The following is a 20,046-nucleotide window of genomic DNA, read 5'->3' as shown; positions in this document are numbered from 1 at the left end:
TCAACTATGGTTTGGGTATGTTGAGATCCAGGACCGTATGTAATAGTTTTGAGCTAATTTCCCTCACTTGAAAACCTGCGGATATTTTGAATATTCTGTTAACTACTACTCAAAATTCTTTTTTACCAGGCGCATGAAGAGACTTTCGGGAATGACCCTTCTAATTTTGGAGAAAAGGGAAATGTCCTTTCCGGCCATATAACGAAGACGTTTTTTACCATCGGTAGCCGCTCTGAAAATAATCGAAGCGACCATGGCCGGGTCGGCCCCCGTGGTTTCGTTTGACCTTCTCACATTTTCCAGCACCTTGTTCTGATATGCTGTGTAGTCGGGATATGCGGATATATCGGCTGTGATCAATGACTTAAAAAAATCACTTTTAACCGCACCCGGGAGAACAATTTTTACTGAAATGCCCAAGGTGGCCAGTTCATAGGAAAGCGATTCGGAAAAACCTTCGATCGTGAATTTTGTAGCATCATAAAGACTTTGCATCGGGATGGGTATAATACCTACACCCGAAGAAATATTAATAATCGTTCCATCCCTTTTTGACCTGAAATGTGGCAGAATAGCTTTGATGGTATGCATCACACCATAGACGTTGGTGTCAAACTGAGCCAGGATGAGTTTATCTTCGGTGGCCTCAAAAGCGCCGAGCACACCTATTCCCGCATTGTTTACCAAAACATCGATGCTGCCGAATGCTTTTATTCCATACGCAATGGCGGCGCGAACGGATGAGCTATCGGTAACGTCCATTTGATGGACATGGATATTTGGCAATGCCGCAAGGTCATTGCCCTTGTCCGGATTTCTCATGGTGGCAATAACATTAAAATTACGCTCGGCGAAGTGAATGGCCGTAGCCTTGCCGATACCGGCTGAAGATCCTGTGATCAGTACTGTTTTTTTCATGATTTTTTTTTTGTTGCCTCTTTTCTGATCCTGCTCAGAGACTGTGGGGTTATCTTTAGATATGATGCGATATACTGTTGTGGAACCTGTTGCGCCAATGAGGGGTAACGCCTTAGAAACTCCTCATATTTTATTCTTGCATTGCCAAAATTCAAAAAATCATTATCCTTGATTTTGTTCAGTAGGGTTGCTTCGGTGATGGTTTTCTGGAAGATGTACAGGTTGGGAATCCTGGCATATTGTTGTTCAAAAACCCGAAAGGATATGGTGTACAACTGTGTAGTTACGACCGCCTGGATGGCATCTGTCGCGGGTTGTGTCGCATAATAACTTTCCAGATTTGCAAAAAACTGATTTTCCCCGATAAAATATTTGGTTACCTTGTTGCCGTTCAGGTCAGAACCGAACAAATGCAGCACGCCGCTTTCCACAAAGGCAATCTCTTTGGCGACTTTATCAAAGGGCTGAAAATAGTCCTCAGCCTGCAGTTCTTTGTAGGTAAATAACGGGGCGATGAGGTCAATGTCATGCTGCGAAAGGATTCCTCCGAACGCCAGCGCGGATCTTAATTTTTCCATGATGCGATAAGTTTATGTTTAATTGCACTCTCGGCACAAGATATCACTGCATGCGCTGCAGAAATGGGCATCCACTGTAATTCCCGTTTTGCTTTGTTCAAATCAACACGTCGCTGTACAGTTTCAAGCAGCACGGGTTTCAGCAAGGGCTGAAAGAGAGATAGCAGTCTGGTAAACATTCCAGGCATCTCATAACGCGGAATTTTTATTTCGGGATAGGTCTGTTTAAGAATTATTGCAATGTCTTTAAAGCTCATGCGCGCCGAAGCTGCAATATACCTGTTTCCTGCTGCTTTAGGCATCTCCATGACCCTTATCAACAGGTCCGCTACCGACCGAACGTCAACAACATCAAAACGGATCTTTGGCAACGCCGGCAGGCTTCCGTTGAGCAAAGAAATGACGATATTAGCAGATGTGCCGAAATCATTCTCCAATATGGGACCGAGGATAGCTCCGGGACAAACGGTCGAGAGTTCGAGACCTGTATCATTGTTCTTTAAATAATCCCATGCGGCCTTTTCGGCTATGGTTTTGCTTCGGTAGTAGGCAGTGGTATCTTTTAAATTGTTTTCATCCGTCCAGCTGTTTTCATCCAATGTCTGTTTCAATTCCTGAGAGGATTTTCCATAGGCGATTGCACCGATGGAGGAAGTGACCACTATCCGTTTAACCCCGTTCAGGGTGGCTGCCTCCATAATGTCCAATGTTCCTGATCTGGCCGGAAGCAGAAGATCACTTTCACTTTTTGGTAAACCTGCTGGAAAGGGAGAAGCGATATGTTGTACAAAGTCCATATTTTTTGTCAGTTCTCTCCAGATATTTCTGTCCAGAAGATCGGCTTCAGCAAAAGTTAAATTATCAATGTTCGTGGTGTACTTGCCAATGGTATTTCTGATCGAATCAGCTCTATCCATGTCCCTTAGCGTACCCAAGACGTGATATCCCTTCTGTAAAAGCTGAATGGCCGTATGCGATCCCACAAATCCTGTCACGCCTGTAAGTAATACCCTTTTATGTTCAGGTGTTGAATTCATGATGTAAAGTTCATCAACCAAAAACCTATTGCAGTTAACATTTGGTAAAAAAAACCTGTATCAATTTTATTTATAGATTGCTTCCTGAAATCCAGAGGCAATGGACCGAATTTAAACAGAAAATGTTATAATTATGATATTTTGACGAAAACCAATGCACAATTGATTCCATAATGAGCATTTGACCGTCCATGGAAAAGTTGCAACAGATTGACCTTAAAAAAGCTTACACAATTTATAAGGAGCGTTTTGCTGATGCCAACGGTTTTACCTTCGTCTTTGTGGGAAGTTTTTCCGTAGACAGTATAAAGCCATTGTTGGAAAAATATCTGGGTGCGCTGCCATCCGGTGGAAAAGCAACACAGGCTAAAAACCTTAAAATCCGTATCCCTGGCGGTCAAATCAGCAGAACTGTCTTCAAGGGAAGTGAGGTTAAGGCCAGTGTTCAGCTGGTTTTTTCGGGAACTTACGAACATAGCCAGAAAAATAACCTGGACTTGAAAGCATTGAAAGAAGTTTTAGAAATCCGATTGCTGGAACGATTACGGGAGGAGGAAGGCGGTGTTTATACACCCTCAGCCAGAGTTTCCGGCGTAAAATATCCAGAGTCTGTTTATACCCTGGGAATTTCCTTCGGCTGTTCCCCGCAAAATGTGGACCGCCTTATTGCATCGGCACTGGATGAGGTGGAGAAATTAAAAAGTGACGGACCCTCACAGGTCAATGTGGACAAGTTCATTGCTGAAGACCGCTTGCAGCGTGAAACCGCGGTAAGCACCAATGGCTATTGGTTAACCTACCTGTCCAACTGTTTACAGAACGGAGAAGAATTCAACATGATGAACTCCTACCCTAAACTTCTGGAGGCAGTAAATGCTGAAACGGTCAGAAAATCAGCCATAAAATACCTTAGCGGGGCTAATCTGCTTAGGTTCGTATTGCTTCCTGAGGTTGCTATCAAAAAATAAATTCGGCAGGATCCAAAACATACAAGTTCTTCGTTAGTTAATTTGTGCGCAGCGAGTGGTGGATGCCCTCGCTGTTTTTTATGACATTCTATGCGAAAAGATCCTTTCATTATCCGAGAGGATCTCTCTTCATATTGGGTTGCGCAGGTGCTGAAAGCTAGATCTGTGGCTAAGCTTCCACTGATTTTTAAGTTAACCGAACCATTTATATGAATTTTAGATCGCCTTGTCCCAGTAAAGTTAAAAAAATCGAGTGCATGGCAAATGGTATGATGAAAAAGGCTTATGAAATAAATAATCATAAGCCTTAATTTTAATATCTCTCATCCTGCAATCAAACGGTTATAAATAAGCTTATCCGGGAATTTCCTCCATGTTGAATAGGGCAATATTTTACAAGGATAGTTCAGCAGATCAAGAAAGTATGGAATCAAGTTTTTAAAGTTATTTCGATTTTGCCTGTAAATCCTTCAAAAAGTTTCGATAATCAACTTGTACCCATTCCTCTACCAAACGGCCTTGGTCGTCAAATCTAAAAATATTGATCAGAGAGTATGCAGCCGTTCTGCCATTTGGGGATAGTTTTCCAATAGGAGAACTAGCAAATTCCCTCACAAAATCTCCCTGAATTGTGGTTTGGCAGGAAATATAATTACCTTCTTTGATGATTATACCTCTTTTGATCGATCGCTTGTCAAAAGCAGCACGATATGATTCGAAGTACTGCATGAGTTGGCTGTAATTATATTCATTACCGTCCGAACTGTGAAACCGAAACTCTTCAGTGTCGAAATAGGTAGCAAGCTCCCCAGGATTTTCCCCAGAAATCATCAGCTCCCCTGCCCTGACCATGCGCTTTGCCAGGGTGTCAGGTTGAGTACTTTTCTTAGCTCTTCCTACGGTACTTGATGTATCCAATGCTCCGGGTAGCTCCGACCCTAATTTTTTATTGGTGTTTTTGCAGCCCAGAGATGCGTAGAGTAAAATTGCGACCAGTAAATGATGGTGTGTTTTCATGATTTCTTTGATTAATTAAAAATAAGACCTGTTCGCAATGAAGGCGGAGCAGGGTAGTGAATTTGAGAGCGTTCATTTGTTGTTTCAATTGAGCGGCCTTTTGACCAGCTTTATCTAGATGTGTAAACAGGAACTTCAAGTGACTAGTTTATCGCTCCACCATTTACCAGAAGATGCTGTCCATTAACAAAAGAGGAAAGATCACTCGCAAAAAATTCAGCAACGTTGGCTACATCCTCCACACTGGCAAGCCTGCCCATGGGGCAACTTTGAATCAGCTGCTCCCTTAAATCAGGATAGCTGTCCCCATCTGAGAAGATTCCGGAATGATCCACAGCAAATGGAATGATCGAATTTACGGTAATTCCCCTATGTCCAATCTCCTTGGACAATACATCCACAAGATATCTCGGCGTCGACTTACTTCCCCCATAAACCGCCATTCCAGGTACGGGGAATGAGGTGGTTGAAGAGGCAATATAGATTATCCTACCATTTTCCTGTAAGTGTTTGGCAGCTAATTGCATGGTAAAATAGGAACCTTTTGTATTGATTGCAAATACCCGATCAAATTGCTCCTCCGTGAACTCGGACACTGGTACCTCTACCAATTCAACTCCCGCATTCGCCACTACAATGTCTATTTTTCCGAACGCTTTAATGGTTTCTTCAAAAAGTTTCCTGATATCCTCCACCCGACTTACATCTGCCTGAACTGATATTGCGCGGGCACCCATCGCATGTATCCGTGTCAAAACCTGATCTGCCGATTGCTTGTCCCTGGAATAATTGATCACAATATCTGCACCAAGGGCGGCGTAACGTTCTGCGATGGCACTTCCAAGCCCCCTTGCTGATCCGGTGATGAGTGCTATTTTATTTTTAAGATGATTCATGATATTAGCTTTAAAGTTTATAAGTTGATACTACGTCAGTTCCTGATCTAACAGGCTAACCTGTACTTGGAGAGTTTCATTAAACACGTCCGACAAAACAGCCATGTAAAAGGCTCCCACCCGTACCAGACCAGCTACAAATGATCCTTGTTTTTCTGCTTGTAGAAAATCATGCCGCCATGAAAAAGTATTCCCTCCCTGAATTCGCCATCGGCAATGAAACCGGTATCATCCTGATAATCTATATGATTCCCGGTAACCTTGTAACTTCCCTGATAAGCACTTACTCGGGATCCCCGTGCTTCATCATAACGGTTTCCCGAGAGAAGCTCCTGACGAATCTGACCGTCACTTGTAATCCACATGCCCAGATATTCTTTTGTTTCTTCCATTGTTTTCATTGTCATCATTATTAAGTTATAAAATTGGAAATGGTTGATTGACCTGATCGTATTTGACAACCCTTCACATTAGCTTCTTTTTACGTTCTATTTCTAAGTATATTCCCGATGTCTGATGCGATATAGAACAAATTTACTCAGGATAGCGCAAAGGATAGTTGCGAAAAAAAAACCAATAACCACTAAAATCAAACACCTTCAGGATACCCTCGCCCCGTTATTATGCAGCTTTCGCATGATCTCATGCTGTTTATTCACGGCAAAGATCGATATCAATCCTTTCCAGTTTAAATAAATGGCGTTCAGCCAAATATTATTGCGAAGTTTTTGATGATACTATCACATTCTTGATCATCAATCATCCAGGGATCGTAAACCTGCCTCCATGGGACTACCTCGCTTTCAAAGTTTTACTGGAGCGTCAGTTTTCCATCGAATTGCTTAGGCACCAGATCCGGTTCAGACATCCAACAGAATTTGCAAAAAGCCTATCGGTGCCTTTCATCCACTTAAATTGCTTTTTGTAATATTAATGCAAATACCACTTCCCAGTTCATCTCAAAAAGGTTAATGCATGAAGCAAGGAGTTTACTGGAACATATCAACCGGAATATTTCAAAATTCCTAGTGCCAGGACCTTAAGAAGCTGCGGCACTTTATTAATTTCTTCAACAATGCATAAGCTTCAGCACCCAATTTCAGAAATAGCCAATCAAGGGCATTAGATCCAGCGCAAATATTCCCTCCGGAAAGGCTTCACCAATTTGATAATACCTGAGGAAGATAAGCAATGCTGAAAGCATGGCAGCTGCATGCTTTCAGCATAGACAACCTGACACTAACCTTATAACAGTTCGCCCGAATCAATTGCATTAATGATGTGTTGAGCTGATCCGCCAATATCATTAATTTTTAAAGTAGCTGATTCGACTGGAAAGATTCCCAAAGACCATAAGAGTCTTCCAGAAATTTATAAGAGCATATTTTACCTTCCCTTATCCTGCATACTGCTGCAAAATCGCTAGCGAATATTCTGTCCGTGCTCAGGATCTGATGTTTGACATGTCCGGTTATGACGCATTCATCATCTTGGTCAAAAAAGCGTTCAATCTTGAACTCCAGAGGTTTAAAATTGACTGGAAAAAGCTCAAGCCAGGCACGCACTTCGTCCTTACCTTTTCTTGTTCCGATTGTGGGGACCTTAGCTGCTCCCTGAACCTGCCAAACGACATCATCTGTCAGGCAATCCAGTGTTTTCTCTATGTCCTTGCTGAAAAAAGTGTCAAGATAATTTTTGACAACCTGTGAAGGTTTTAAAATGTGATTGTTATCCATAGTAATATATCTGAGTAGTTCTGTTATATTTGCTATCTGTGGCCCCCGGATAAAATAATCGTCTCTCCGGTCATCCATGCTGATTCTTCAGATGCAAGATAAACTACTGCGGGAGAGATGTCACTGACTAGACCCAGCCTGCCAAGTGGTGTGGCTGCTGTGGTTTCCTTACCGAAATCACTATCTAAAAACCCTCCTTCAACCACACCTTCGGTCGCGACCACTCCGGGCTTTATTGCATTCACCCTAATCTTACGTTGTGCCAGCTCATTTGAAAGAGCCCTGGTCAATCCGTCAATAGCACCTTTTGTAGCGGTGTAGGTAGATGCATTAACAGGACCAAAAATGGTCACTGTTGAACTCATATTGATGATACTGCCGCCTTCTTTCTTGAAATATTTCAATGAAGTCTTGATCGCAAGAAGGTAGCCATAAACATTAAGTTCAAAATGTTTACGAAAACTCTCCAACGAAAGCTGTTCGATCGGTAGAAAATCATAAACGCCTGCGTTATTGACTAAGATGTCCAGTGAGCCAAAAGCATCGTATGCTTGGGCAAATAATGCACTTACATCTTCAGGATTCCCCATATTCGCCTGAATGGCTTTGGCCTTTCCGCCGAAATTTTCGATATGAGAAACCACCGCCTCAGCGCCAGCTTTGCTTGAAGAATAATTTACGATCACTGATGCACCCTCACGTGCAAATTGTTTCGCAATCTCCGCACCAAGACCCTTGGATGATCCGGTTACTATGGCTACTTTGCCACTAAGTCTGTTTGAATTAATCATATTTATGATATCGTTATAGTTTAAATTTAGATCTGTATGAAATGCACTTTCTTATAATATCAAAACCAGTTATCTTGCATCAAATCCTTGATACTTGCTTATGATGGATAAAGAAGTTTGTTAGCAAGGTTAGTGCTGTGAGTCAGTTTTTCTGGTTATAGAACATCATGCCAAGATGAAAGGTATACCCTCCTTAAATGCACCATCGCGATTAATCCACTATCATCCTGTACTCAATATGATTCTCCGTCACTTTAGATTTCCTTAAGGTACTCTCCATATTCCGCTGACCTCATCCGGACGATTACCGGCCAGGAGCTCTAACGGAGCTAACCATCACCTGACACCTACTTAACTAAATATTTTTTTGTTTCTTCTATCGGCTTGTCCATTTTTTTTTATTTCTTGAAAATGATATTGATAAGATATCATATTTTAATTTATTTATTCTGCAACCCTTCGTTTGATAAACTAAAAAAACACTGCACCAATTTTAGATTGTAAACCAGCTTACCGCTGATAGATGTTACCCGTTTAACAATAAGTTCAATAAGGTTGAGTTCATACCCTCCTTAACACATCAGTCAATAGACCAAAGACCTATGGTATATATTATATCCTTACTTGCATTTTGTTGGGTTATTCTAAACAAAATAATCAGTTGTTCACGGAATGATTAAAAACAAATTTTATCCAATCAATCCATTACCTCTGCTCATACTTTCTCAAAAAAACATGTTAACGTACACGAAAAACGATCCAAAATGGAAAATTCCAACACTTCGGTTTACACTATCGTTCATCTCTAAAAGCATGATCATGTCTTCAAATTTTTAATAAAAATATGCTTATCATTAGATAATCAGGTATTTAAATAAAAAAAATGCATACAAAAATACTTCATTGCAATTATAATTTTCTTGCCAAATGACAAGAAATGAGAATTGTTTTTATTCGTATATTGTGTCATGGAATCTTTGATTAATTATCTCTTGCAATTCGGGAAGCTGGATGCAGAACAGATCGAATTTTTAAAATCACAAGCGGTCATCAGACTCTACAAAAAAGATGACCGTTCCAACCAACTCGAACAGGCTTCTGAAGAGGTCGCATTCCTGATTAAAGGAATATTAAGAATTTATTATATCAATGATCAAAACGAAGAAATCACTAAATTTTTTTTTGCAGAAAACAGTTTTTTGGTAGACATCCATAGTTATATTCACAATCAGCCCGCAGTTCCCTGCGCCCACGTGATTTCGGATTGTGAATTCATTATATTTTCGCCTAAAGCGATGAGTGATATTTCAGCGCATATTCCCGGATGGGAATTGCTATTTAGCAAAATTGTTGCCTCCGAGCTTGCAAAAAAGGTAAATGCACTAAGTGCAATGCTATGCGAAGACGCCAAGAGCAGATACCTGAGTTTTCTTAGGGATCATCCAATGCTGGCAAACCGTATACCATTGCATTACCTTGCCTCCTATCTAGGGGTAACGGCAACTTCGCTCAGCAGGATACGCAGAAAGATCATCGACAGATCCAGAGTGGTTTTGCAGGAATCTGCTTAGTTCAGCGCCTCCAGCTTTGAGGTGGATTATTATCAAATCGAACAGATACCACAGGTCCCTGGGTCTTCTGGATTGCAACTTAAATTACTGCGATCGAAACGTCCCCATAAAATTTCTAACTTTATGGGGGCATTGCAAGTTATATGGCTCAGAATGTGTTCCACAAAAATCAGGGTAGCTATGCATTTATAATTAATTGGCTTAAATGAATATTGTTCCAGCGAAAGCATATCACTACCATGGAAAATGATCCGATTGCGGATCATATTCCTCAATTATAAAAGCGCATGCTTCTCTCTTTTCATCCATCGGGGCGCTGACGACTTTGGCTGGCACATCTTCAACCGAACCAAGTCCTAGTTATGGTTAAAATCACCCTTGGTATAACCTGGATCATCCATTAAAGGAGTTGGTAAGCCAGGGTAATGGAATACATGTTTGATGCAGCTTTGGAAGCCGAATAAACGCTTAACAGCTCTGCTTATTTTTAATATTGCCAGTCAGAATATCCATAAAGGTCGAGAGAGCCTATGCTTGACTCACATTTATAATATGTGGATGTAAGCTTTTCTCAGCAACTCCAAAAATGCTTGTAAAGCTCTTACCGCCCCAGACAGGATTGTTTCAAAATCGTTCGAAATTTTACTATCGTACATTTCAGAGCCGTTTGTAGTAGGCTGCCCGCGATCTCTGCATTATTGATCAGCACATCAAGTCGGCTTACTTTCCTGCCGATCTCGACCCACGCCTTCTAAAGGTTTCTCATGGGTAAAATCAATTCGTCTAGGCTCTACATTGGTATAACATTCGGATATGAATCTCTCAACTGCTCATTTCCCATTATCAAGATCTCTACAGCCTAGATGGACAAAAACCTAACTTTCATATTAAGTTATATCATGCAATCAACTTAAGAGAATCTTTAATATCAGACTGCGATCAACGCTCTGGTTACAGGACAGATATTACTTCAACTTAACTTTGAAGGTATTGTTGATGAATGAAAAATAAACATTTCGTAATCTTCAGTGGGTTTAACGGTGTTCCATCTGGACTCAGATTGAACTGGCGTGCAGTTTTTCAAAAGCACCGGCTAAAACAATATTGCCATTTATCCAGATGGGCTGAATATTCGTTTAATTCCGCGATTGATATTCAAACGCGTCCCTGAATGGAACCTGCGTGCCAAAATTCAATCCTTTGTTCAACTACCAGGTAAAACAAAAGCAGAGCGTAAGCCCTGCTTTTGTTCTTTTTTAAGATGAACGTCCTTTCCACAGATCCACCTCTCCAAGACGATCAGCACCCTGAGTTTCAATCATCCAGTTGGGATATTCAGGAGGCAGAAGACTTACTTCATCCAATTGTTCCAGCTCTTGAGCAGACAAGTGAAGTTCTGTCGCTTTTAAATTATCCTCCAATTGATCGACACGCTTCGCTCCTACGATAATGGATGTAACCACTTCTTTCGACAGAAGCCATGCCAGAGCAATGCGCGCTGCGCTTACTGCATGTTTTTCAGCGATCGGTGCAATGACATCTAAGATATTCCAGGCCCTTTCCTTATCTACGATAGGGAAATCAAACCCCGATCTTCTGGAATTCTCGGGATTTTGGTTTTCTCTGCTAAATTTACCCGATAACAATCCACCCGCGAGTGGGCTCCAAACCATAAGACCTAGTTTCTCATCCTCTAGCATAGGCACGATTTCTCGTTCAAGATCTCTTCCTGCAATGGAATAATAAGCCTGCAAAGAGTCAAAACGCGCCAGGTTTTTGGTTGCGGATATTCCCAAAGCTTTTGCGATTTTCCAGGACTGCCAGTTCGAGCAGCCAATATAGCGAACCTTGCCTGATCTTATTAGGTCATCAAGAGCACGTAGAATCTCCTCGGTGGGAGTGAGGATATCATTGGCGTGAATCTGGTAGAGATCAATATGGTCAGTCTGAAGATTTTTCAGACTTGCCTCCACTCCGTCCATAATGTGCTTTCTAGAAGCACCTACATCATTGCGTCCCGGGCCTGTCCTAGAATAAACTTTGGTTGAGATTACCACATCCTTTCTGTTGATATTTAGGTTTTTAAACGCCTGTCCTAGTGTCCGTTCACTCTCTCCCCCTGAATATACATCAGCGGTATCGAAGAAGTTGATGCCAGCATCAAATGAGTGTTTTACAAGCTCATCCGCATCCGTTTGACCGACGCTCCCGATATGTTCATAAATGCCCGTTCCCGACCCCATTGTCATCGTTCCAAGACAAAGCCGCGATACAAGCAGGCCTGTGTTTCCTAAAGTTTTGTATTCCATTTTTCTGTGATTATGTTAAACAAATTTGTTGATTTTAGTGTTGATTATGCATTTAAATTTTGTAGTGCTTTGGCGCTCTCCCTGAACATTACTTCCAACAGGATGAAAGAGTTTTTTTCCTTTATCTAACCACCGAAAGCAACAATCATGAGTATTGTATAATCATGGCATAAAGTAAAAATGCAGCGACCGAAGCATTTACTTTCATGAAACCGATAGTGATTCTCCTTGATCAATTGGTAAACGAGCACTGTGTTTTTCTCTTAAAGAGATACCCGGTCATGACATGCCCCCGTTGATACCAATATTCTGGGCGGATATCCATTTAGCGTCTTCACCAACCAAAAAGACCACTACTTTTGCAATATCGATTGGTTCTCCAATCTTATTGAAAGCCGACAGCGCTGCTATATGAGATAGCGCCTGATCATCCTTACCTTTCATGAAAAGTTCTGTATTGGTCGGTCCCGGAGAAACGGAGTTGACATTGATGCCCCTGGATCCTATTTCTTTGGCAAAAACTCGGGTAAGCTGTTCCACCGCGGATTTGGATGCCGCATATGCACCATAGGTGGGCATTATCAGTCTGTTGACCGATGTGGAAAAATTAACGATGCTGCCATTTTCTTCAAGTCTTTCCGCGGCTTCCCGCAGTGTATTGAAAACCCCTCTGATATTGACCTCTAGAATTTTGTTCAGATCTTCGTCGGTGGTGTCTTTGATGAGTTTATAAAGAATTACTCCGGCGTTGTTGATCAGAATGTCGATCCTCCCGAACTTTGCTATGGACTCATCGAAAAGCCGTTTGACATCCGATGATTTACTGACATCCGCCTGGACCGAGATGGCATTTGTACCATATGAGCGGATTTCTTCAACAACCTGTTCCGCAGCTTCCTGACTACCGGAATAATTGACGATCACATTTGCGCCGGCATGTGCAAGTTCCTTAGCGATCTCTGCTCCTATACCCCTGGAAGCCCCCGTAACGAGGGCAACTTTACCAATTAATTTTTTCATGATGATCTATTTTAAGTTAAAATTTTCAGGAATCCCACAAGCTTTGATCAACATCGGTCCCATGTGATCGATGATGATCGAATTATTGTTAGCTGAAGACTCGCCCCTGTTAATCTGTATCATTTGGAGTTTGTGTTTTGCGGTTCAGGATTTTCTCGCCTGGTTCAAACTGACCTGGAAGGCCGATTTATTACCATTTGATGATCTATTTTTTTTCTTTATGAAACACCATGCCACCATGGTATAGTATTCCGTTCCTGAATTCCCCATCCGCGCTGAACCCGGTATCATCCTTATAATAAATATGATTGCCTTTGACGCGGTAATTTCCCTGGTAGGCGCTTTTTTGGTTACCGCGTGCCTCGTCATACCGGTTACCGGTCAGTAGTTCCTGACGGACCCTGCCGTCTCGCGTCACCCACATCCCCAGATAATCCTTGGTTTCTTCTATCGTTTTTTCCATTGTAGTTTCCTTATTTTCAGGTTTCATCAGTTTATCCAATTCATAGGTATCCAGGAAGGCGACCGCATCAATCACTTTCTGATTACGGAGTTTCATTTTCCATAAATAGGTGTTTTCATAGATACCATTGTCCTTAGTCGCAGCCGTACCTTTGAAATGCAGCCACACGAAGGCCGAGTCGGAGGTTAGGCTAATGAGCTCGGGTTTTAATGGGGTTTTGAATTTACGGGTAATGGGATTGAGCGAGTTTTCCATAAAATCTTTTTTCCCTTTGTATATTCCGGAAACGGGCGATTTACCGCTAACTGTCCAGACGACCTGCTCATCAACAATATCGAAAAAGTTGCCTTCTCCCTTTTGCCATTTCTGAAACTGCCTTGCAACGGTCAGTTCTGACTGCTTCATTACTGAAGATTCAGACTTTACATCCTGGCCGATGCAGCTTGCAGAACCGAGAGCGGTTAGGAGTAAAATGAAATGGACGCAGTAAATTCTTTGCATTACCGCGCTTTTAAGCTTTGATTTACTTACCATATAATTTGTTTTAAGAACCCGGGGCTTTCATCCCGGGCCGTGATTAATACTTTACACGCAGCAAATGACTGTACCCCATGATCCGAAAGGCTCTTTCGGTCAGTGCTTCCCTCACGCCGTTGCCGGGCTCGGCAACCCAGTCGGAAAAGTCCACAGTATCACGCAAAGGGCGCTGACCGGCTGGAAGAGCAAGAATTTCGGCAATCTTATCTGCCACACTCTGTATGGGCGCATCCCCAAAACGGAACAGATTTCTCAGGCCCGGCTCATAATTATCATAATCTTTTTCCAGGCGGGTATATTCCTTGAGTACCTTTTCATCATGCGGGAATTCCGCTGCCGCAAAGTGCAGGGTATCATCCATGTAAACTCCGGGCATCAGGATCGTGGTTTCCACCCCGAACTGACTGATTTCGTAGGCTGTGTTTTCTGCAAGCGCGTCAAGGGCTGCCTTTCCTACCACATAAGGGGCCATAAATGGCGCGGTTACATTGGTTATACCACTGCCTACGTACAGAATCAGCCCTTTTCCTTCTTTTCTCATGTGTGGCAGTACTGCCCTGTTCAGTCTGTGGGCACCGATAAGATTGGTGTTCAAGGAACTGGCAAGCTGCTCGGGTTCAAAGGCTTCAGAGAACCCAATGTAAAGGTGAGCCGCATTGTGAATGACCACATCGATACTCTCATGTTGTGCGACAATCTGATCGGCAGCATTCCGGCAGGAATTGTCCTGAAGAATATCGAGGTCAACAATTTCTATGTTTTTCTCTGCCCCGTTGAGCTCTTTCAAAAGATTCTGCGACTTCTCGGTGTTTCTTCCGTTTGGATCCCTGACCCCTGCATACACCATGTATCCGGCTGTGGCGAGTGTTCTTGCGGTATGCAAGCCCATACCTGAGCCTGCTCCCGTAATCAATACGGTTGTTTTTTTATCGTTTTTCATCATTGTTTTTTTTAAAGGTTATGGTTCAGGCCAATCTCCCGGCCAGGCCGGGAGGAATGGTCAAACCCTATCATTTGATGTGTTAAAAACTTTTCTGAGCAGTTGGACGTACCACTATTTCATTCACGTCCACATCCGAAGGTTGCTCTACGGCAAAAGCTACCGATCTGGCTATCGCCGCGGCGGGCAATAGACTCTCCCTAAACCTTTCCATGGCATCTTTTTTAAGTTCCGGATCAGAGATGGTCGAGAGCAGGTCTGATTCGGTGGCGCCCGGGGCGACAATCGTTACTCGGATATTGTTGCTGACCTCTTGCCTTAACCCATCCGATATTGCCCTTACTGCATGCTTGGTTGCGCTGTAGATCACAGATGTCGGACCAACCCAGCGGTCCCCCACCGAAGTAATATTGATAAACTGACCACTGTCCTTCTGCTCGAAAATCGGCAGGGCAGCCGCGATGCCATGCAAAACCCCCTTGATATTTACGTCAACCATCTGATGCCATTCACTGATCTTGTAGGCATTGATCATAGACAGAGGCATCACCCCGGCATTGTTGACAAAAACATCCAGCGTTCCGAACTGCTCTACGGCAAAGGCGGCGAATGCCGCCACGTCTTCAGCGCTGGTAACATCCAGACCTTTAAAAACCGCTTCGCCGCCAGCTTCTTTTATTGACCCTGCGATCTCTTCCAGTTTGTCCAGACGTCTTGCGCCCAGAACAACCCTTGCGCCCCGCGAGGCTAGATGCCTGGCGATTGCCTCACCAATACCGCTGCTTGCGCCGGTAATGGCCACTACTTTTCCTTCGATTTTGATTTGTTCCATATTTGATGATTTTAAGTACTCAAAATTACTGTTCCATATGCTCAGCGGCTTGCATATAGCAAACCAATAGTTACAAAAATCAAACATCCACAAGCCCTCCTTGACCTAACAGGCGAATCACGATGTGATCACGCCCGATTAGTTCTGATGTTTGCTCCGACACCTGTCATAAGACAATGTCTCTTTATTCCAAAAAAATTGTTTGGTTTAATAATAATGGCGGAAGCCTGAATCTGCGAAAAGGCCGATCTTCCAATGAGGGGACGACCTTCACATGCTTCCAATGATCTCGCTACACTGATGACAACATTATATCCCTTGTACACAAAAGACCTGTTTCCGGTTTTTGGATCAATTCAGTGAAATATTTCAATATCACCTGATGTCTTTCCGGATTGAGGCAATATTCAAATGAGATTTTTGAATAAATTGCTACGTGCCTTTATCTTTACTGCTTCAACAAAATTAATACATAAGACAATAATTTATATTGCCAAATGGCAAGAAATGAAAAACGTTTTACTGCTATATTGCATGCGGAAACGGGACTGTCCCTGTGATGGATTTTGTTACAACCCGAGAACAGAGATCAGGGACAACCATACGGACTGCTGTATTCTGAGCGGCGCAACATTTCATGTGAAGAACTTTGCTGACAATAAAATGAATCACATTAATTTAAATGAACCCATGCAAGAACAACTTAAGGCTCATATTTCACGGACAATAGAACTTACAAATGAAGAATATGAATTTATAGGTTCACATTTCAACAAAAGGAAATTTAAAAAACATCAGTACCTCATTCAGCCTGGCGAACCTGTACGACATCACTATTTTGTGCTCTCTGGCTTATTAAAACTGGTTTACACGGCAGATACAGGAAAAGAGCATATTATTTCTTTTGCGGCAGAAGACTGGTGGGAAAGTGATTTTCAGGCATTTTTCATGCAATCAAGTGCGACAATGTCCCTGGAATGCATTGAGGACACCGAAGTGCTCTGTCTGACGCTGAAAGATTATCAGATCTTGTGTGAAAAATCCCACAAGATGGCGCTATTCTTTCTTCAGAAGGCTAATTCTGGTTTTATCGCCGCTCAGCAGCGGATCATTTCCACGATGACCTCCGAAGCCAGAGCACGTTTTGAACAGGTGCAGAAGCGATACCCCTTCCTTGTTCAGCGTGTACCAAAGCGGCTTCTGGCCGCATACATTGGCGTATCACGGGAAACTTTGAGCAGGTTGCATCCTTAAGTGAGGTAGATCACTAAAAAATAGTGACACACGTCAACTTCTGCTTTCATTCGGCCCGCTATTTTTGTATAAACATTTACAACAATGCATAAAGGACTAAAGATTTTGGGATGGGCGCTCATCCTTTCTGCGCCAGCGATGGCACAGACAATTAAAAACAATCATATGGAAAAGAAAATAACCAACCCATGGAAATGGCAGGATTCGAGAAGCTACGTACAGGCGGTAGAAGTAAAGAATGTTCAAAGCACCCTTTATGTATCGGGGCAGACTGCGATCAATGATGAAGGCATCTCGAGTGATGAGAACATGGAGACACAGTTAAAAAAAGCGATACAAAACCTGGAGAAGGTGATTACAAAGGCAGGGTTTGAATGCAATGGCATTGTCCGTCTGAATGTCTACACCACAGCTACGTCAGAACTCTGGCCTCATTTCGGTATTTTGCAGGATTGGATAAAAAAGCACAACATCCAGCAGGCACTGACCATGCTTGAAGTAAAAAGCTTATTTGAAACGCTAAAGATTGAACTTGAGGCCACAGTTGTCAAATAGCATCAGAAAGACATGCTCATGGATTTTCCCATTCTGAATGATAATTGGCTGGTTCATATATTTCCCGTCTGCGCGAAGACGAGACTAAGTCCACATGATTCGGGCCACAAATGCCCGAATCGTGCGGAACAGTTAGATTGGAGTTTCAGCAGTGTTCAAGGCATTGTCCCATGTCGCCTGACTTCGGCAAAATAGCAGACAGTGGTGCCCATATTTTAAACAAAGCGGTTTTCAGGAGGTAAACGACCCTGGTAAAACAGGTCTTTCTCATCCACTTTAAATTGATGGGATTCAAGTTCAAAGCAGAAAATAAGTGGCGCGGAGGGGTCTTTTACAATCATGAATACTCCTCATATGGCTACCGCATTCAGTTTTGACTTTGAAACTTCTTAGGGCTCAATCCGGTTTCTCTCTTGAAAAGTCTTGAAAAATAAGGCAGGTTTTCGAAACCCAACATCGCGGCCGTCTCGGTTATATTTCTGCCCGAACCCTTTAGGATGTTCTTTGCTTCAGCTATGAGATAAATATGAATAAGATCAAGTGCGGTCTTCCCTGTTTCCTGCTTCAGCAAATCGGTAAGATAATGCGGCGAGATATTAAGCTGGTTGGCCATGAATGTAACAGAGGGCAAGCCAAGCTGTTGCAAAGAGCCATCTTCCGAATAAGTGGTGAGGACCTGATGAAATCTGGAGGTGGTATTTCCGGACAATTCTCTGCGATTAATAAACTGCCGCTTATAATAGCGTTGAGCATACTTAAGCATCGATTCGATATGTCCGATCATAATCTCCCTGCTATACTCATCCTGATTGTTAAGATACTCCATCTGGATTTTATCGTGCAGATCCCACATGACCTGTTCTTCTTTTGGAGAAAGGTGAAGCGCTTCATTGACCTCGTAATTAAAATAATTGTATTTCTTGATGTCATGAAAAAGAGGATGACCGTTGAGAAAGTCCTCATGAAAAAATATCAGAAAGTCATTTTCTTCAAAAATCAAATCCTTGAAGGCAATCACCTGTCTGGGTTTCACGAAAGACATTGAGCCTAGCTGATGATCATATTTTGTCTTGCCGTAGCTAAATATACCTGATTTAAGCTTTTTAAATCCGACCATGAAAAAGTCGGTGGTAAACTCGAATTGCCCGGATGAACAAACCCCTCCACATTTTACCAGACTGATCAACGGATTCTCCGGAGATGCAAACCCATTGTGGCGATGTAATTCACTTATGCTCTTAAAGTGTTTCATGTCAAAATTTTGAATAAATCTACGCCAAATCAGGCGCAGATTTTGTCAGCGTAATCCAATTTTAAAACTTGGACTATACTGTACCTTGTGCGGCAGCGGAAATCTCTTTCCAATCCTCCCAAGCAGCGAGTCTATTCTCATAAACATATCTGATCCATGGATAAGCCATATTACCCAAAAACAATCTCAATGGCGGATTCTCGCTGTCAATGAGTTTGAGTATGGCCGGCGCTGTTGCCAATGGCTCCCCATAATCGGTCGGTTTTGCATTTTCCTGAACATCACTTCTGACAAGTTCATACTCTTTCATTGGCTTGCTCTGAATCGATGATGCCCCGGCCCAGTCCGTAGCGAAACCATTTGGCTCCAGTAAGGTCACTTTGATTCCAAAGCCCGATACCTCAGCACTCAGTGCCTCGCTAAGCCCCTCCACAGCAAATTTTGAGGCACTGTATATTCCCAGGGTTGGAAGAGCGGTAAGACCCAGGGCACTTGATAACTGAACAATATGGCCATACCCCTGGTCCCTCATTATGGGCAGAATGGCCTGTGTAACCCATAGCAGGCCAAATACATTGGTTTCAAACTGCTGGCGTACTTCTCCTTCTGAAGCCTCCTCGATTGCGCCAAAAAGGCCAAAGCCCGCGTTATTAATTAAAACATCAATGGTGCCCAGGGAAGAACCGGCGTACTTCACGGCCTTGAAGGTTGCGGTCCTGTCATTTACATCGAGCTGTATCGGGGTGAACAATTCTCCAAATTCCTCGACCAGGTCGTCCAGATCCGAGAGCTTCCTCGCTGTTGCAGCTACCCTGTCCCCACGCTTTAAAAACGTCCTGGCCCAAAGTTTTCCGAAGCCCCTAGAGGCTCCCGTTATTAAAATTGTCTTTTCCATTTCTTTTAAATTGATACTGCAAAGCTATGTTCAGACATCAGTAAATATTTATACAAAAAGTTGTATTTGTGATACAGAAACAGGATAGTGAAGATTTATTCGCCTTTTCATCTTATAGATCGAAAACTAAGGTTGATTCCGTCCTTCGCTTGCCCTCTATGCGCCTACATGTATCCAAGCAAATTGTTGGTTCATGTCAGAAGATGACTGATATAAAATGACATGCCGTTGCATTAAATAGTTGCAGCACTTCTAGCACTGAGCACGAACGGTTTATTCCAGGCACCCGACAATGAGCCCTGTACCTGGTGCGAGACAGTATAAAACCATCATATGCAGCCCGCTCAAAAAATAGCAATTATAATTGGAATGTTGGATGTAGTGTACCATCTGGCAAATAGGAGTATCAAAACGTGATTGCAGATCACCTGCAATGAATCATTTGATCAAGCAGAACCGGCATAACTCAATCGGTTC

At 42.7% G+C, this 20,046-nt stretch carries 19 protein-coding genes; 4 read left to right on the top strand and 15 right to left on the bottom strand.

The genetic code is table 11. From position 1 onward, the window contains the following. Nucleotides 1-105 precede the first annotated feature (105 nt). The 3 genes from ACO05K_RS04495 to ACO05K_RS04485 are packed head-to-tail and all read right to left on the bottom strand — an operon-like array spanning nt 106 to nt 2,533. Entirely contained in the window at nt 106-918 is an 813-nt protein-coding gene (locus ACO05K_RS04495; protein WP_421943266.1) for an SDR family oxidoreductase, read from the bottom strand. Further along, complete coding sequence (locus tag ACO05K_RS04490; protein WP_421943265.1) at nt 915-1,496, bottom strand: Crp/Fnr family transcriptional regulator; 582 nt, start codon at nt 1,494-1,496, stop codon at nt 915-917. The genes ACO05K_RS04495 and ACO05K_RS04490 overlap by 4 nt, the downstream gene beginning before the upstream one ends. Further along, a complete protein-coding gene (locus ACO05K_RS04485) occupies nt 1,484-2,533 on the bottom strand; it encodes an NAD-dependent epimerase/dehydratase family protein (RefSeq protein ID WP_421943264.1) in 1,050 nt (349 codons plus the stop codon). The genes ACO05K_RS04490 and ACO05K_RS04485 overlap by 13 nt, the downstream gene beginning before the upstream one ends. A gap of 191 nt (nt 2,534-2,724) precedes the next feature. Between ACO05K_RS04485 and ACO05K_RS04480 the strand changes: the two genes are divergently transcribed. Continuing rightward, nucleotides 2,725-3,501 carry a M16 family metallopeptidase gene (locus ACO05K_RS04480; RefSeq protein ID WP_421943263.1) on the top strand — a complete coding sequence of 259 codons (777 nt, stop codon included), beginning with the start codon at nt 2,725-2,727 and terminating at the stop codon, nt 3,499-3,501. A gap of 444 nt (nt 3,502-3,945) precedes the next feature. Here ACO05K_RS04480 and ACO05K_RS04475 read toward each other — a convergent pair whose 3' ends face one another. From ACO05K_RS04475 to ACO05K_RS04455, 5 genes are all read right to left on the bottom strand, one after another. Then, nucleotides 3,946-4,518, bottom strand: a complete 573-nt coding sequence (locus tag ACO05K_RS04475; protein ID WP_421943262.1) for an ester cyclase — start codon at nt 4,516-4,518, stop codon at nt 3,946-3,948. Between the two features lie 143 nt (nt 4,519-4,661). Beyond that, on the bottom strand, nt 4,662-5,414 hold the full coding sequence (locus ACO05K_RS04470) for an SDR family oxidoreductase (RefSeq protein WP_421943261.1): 753 nt from the start codon (nt 5,412-5,414) through the stop codon (nt 4,662-4,664). A gap of 134 nt (nt 5,415-5,548) precedes the next feature. After that, nucleotides 5,549-5,806: an Atu4866 domain-containing protein gene (locus ACO05K_RS04465; RefSeq protein WP_421943260.1), complete on the bottom strand. Its 258-nt coding sequence runs from the start codon at nt 5,804-5,806 to the stop codon at nt 5,549-5,551. A gap of 921 nt (nt 5,807-6,727) precedes the next feature. Then, nucleotides 6,728-7,150, bottom strand: coding sequence for a nuclear transport factor 2 family protein (locus ACO05K_RS04460; RefSeq protein ID WP_421943259.1), 423 nt, complete (start codon nt 7,148-7,150; stop codon nt 6,728-6,730). 32 nt (nt 7,151-7,182) lie between these two features. Further along, a complete protein-coding gene (locus ACO05K_RS04455) occupies nt 7,183-7,941 on the bottom strand; it encodes an SDR family NAD(P)-dependent oxidoreductase (RefSeq protein WP_421943258.1) in 759 nt (252 codons plus the stop codon). Between the two features lie 968 nt (nt 7,942-8,909). Here ACO05K_RS04455 and ACO05K_RS04450 point away from each other — a divergent pair. Next, a complete protein-coding gene (locus ACO05K_RS04450) occupies nt 8,910-9,512 on the top strand; it encodes a Crp/Fnr family transcriptional regulator (RefSeq protein ID WP_421943257.1) in 603 nt (200 codons plus the stop codon). Nucleotides 9,513-10,768: 1,256 nt separating this feature from the next. Here ACO05K_RS04450 and ACO05K_RS04445 read toward each other — a convergent pair. From ACO05K_RS04445 to ACO05K_RS04425, 5 genes are all read right to left on the bottom strand, one after another. Beyond that, on the bottom strand, nt 10,769-11,821 hold the full coding sequence (locus ACO05K_RS04445) for an aldo/keto reductase (protein ID WP_124913755.1): 1,053 nt from the start codon (nt 11,819-11,821) through the stop codon (nt 10,769-10,771). Nucleotides 11,822-12,100: 279 nt separating this feature from the next. Then, on the bottom strand, nt 12,101-12,841 hold the full coding sequence (locus tag ACO05K_RS04440; RefSeq protein ID WP_421943256.1) for an SDR family oxidoreductase: 741 nt from the start codon (nt 12,839-12,841) through the stop codon (nt 12,101-12,103). 205 nt (nt 12,842-13,046) lie between these two features. Beyond that, nucleotides 13,047-13,838 carry an Atu4866 domain-containing protein gene (locus ACO05K_RS04435; protein ID WP_421943255.1) on the bottom strand — a complete coding sequence of 264 codons (792 nt, stop codon included), beginning with the start codon at nt 13,836-13,838 and terminating at the stop codon, nt 13,047-13,049. 43 nt (nt 13,839-13,881) lie between these two features. Beyond that, nucleotides 13,882-14,784 (bottom strand): SDR family NAD(P)-dependent oxidoreductase, encoded by a 903-nt coding sequence (locus ACO05K_RS04430; RefSeq protein ID WP_421943254.1) that lies wholly within the window; start codon nt 14,782-14,784, stop codon nt 13,882-13,884. A 79-nt stretch (nt 14,785-14,863) separates the two neighbouring features. Continuing rightward, complete coding sequence (locus tag ACO05K_RS04425) at nt 14,864-15,613, bottom strand: SDR family oxidoreductase (RefSeq protein WP_421943253.1); 750 nt, start codon at nt 15,611-15,613, stop codon at nt 14,864-14,866. A gap of 507 nt (nt 15,614-16,120) precedes the next feature. Here ACO05K_RS04425 and ACO05K_RS04420 point away from each other — a divergent pair. After that, on the top strand, nt 16,121-16,867 hold the full coding sequence (locus ACO05K_RS04420) for a Crp/Fnr family transcriptional regulator (protein ID WP_421943252.1): 747 nt from the start codon (nt 16,121-16,123) through the stop codon (nt 16,865-16,867). Nucleotides 16,868-16,951: 84 nt separating this feature from the next. Beyond that, entirely contained in the window at nt 16,952-17,422 is a 471-nt protein-coding gene (locus tag ACO05K_RS04415; protein WP_421943251.1) for a RidA family protein, read from the top strand. A 367-nt stretch (nt 17,423-17,789) separates the two neighbouring features. Here the strand turns inward: ACO05K_RS04415 and ACO05K_RS04410 are convergent, their stop codons facing one another. Both ACO05K_RS04410 and ACO05K_RS04405 read right to left on the bottom strand, forming a co-directional pair. Continuing rightward, the gene (locus ACO05K_RS04410; protein ID WP_421943250.1) at nt 17,790-18,674 is read right to left on the bottom strand and encodes a helix-turn-helix domain-containing protein; all 885 of its coding nucleotides are present in this window, start codon (nt 18,672-18,674) and stop codon (nt 17,790-17,792) included. A gap of 73 nt (nt 18,675-18,747) precedes the next feature. Next, the gene (locus tag ACO05K_RS04405) at nt 18,748-19,569 is read right to left on the bottom strand and encodes an SDR family NAD(P)-dependent oxidoreductase (protein ID WP_421943249.1); all 822 of its coding nucleotides are present in this window, start codon (nt 19,567-19,569) and stop codon (nt 18,748-18,750) included. Between the last annotated feature and the right edge of the window lie 477 nt (nt 19,570-20,046).

It is taken from the genome of Pedobacter sp., from assembly GCF_965227205.1.
Classification (GTDB): Bacteria; Bacteroidota; Bacteroidia; order Sphingobacteriales; family Sphingobacteriaceae; genus Pedobacter.
Note: the sequence above shows the minus strand (reverse complement) of the source record. Positions and strands in the feature narration are given on the sequence as shown.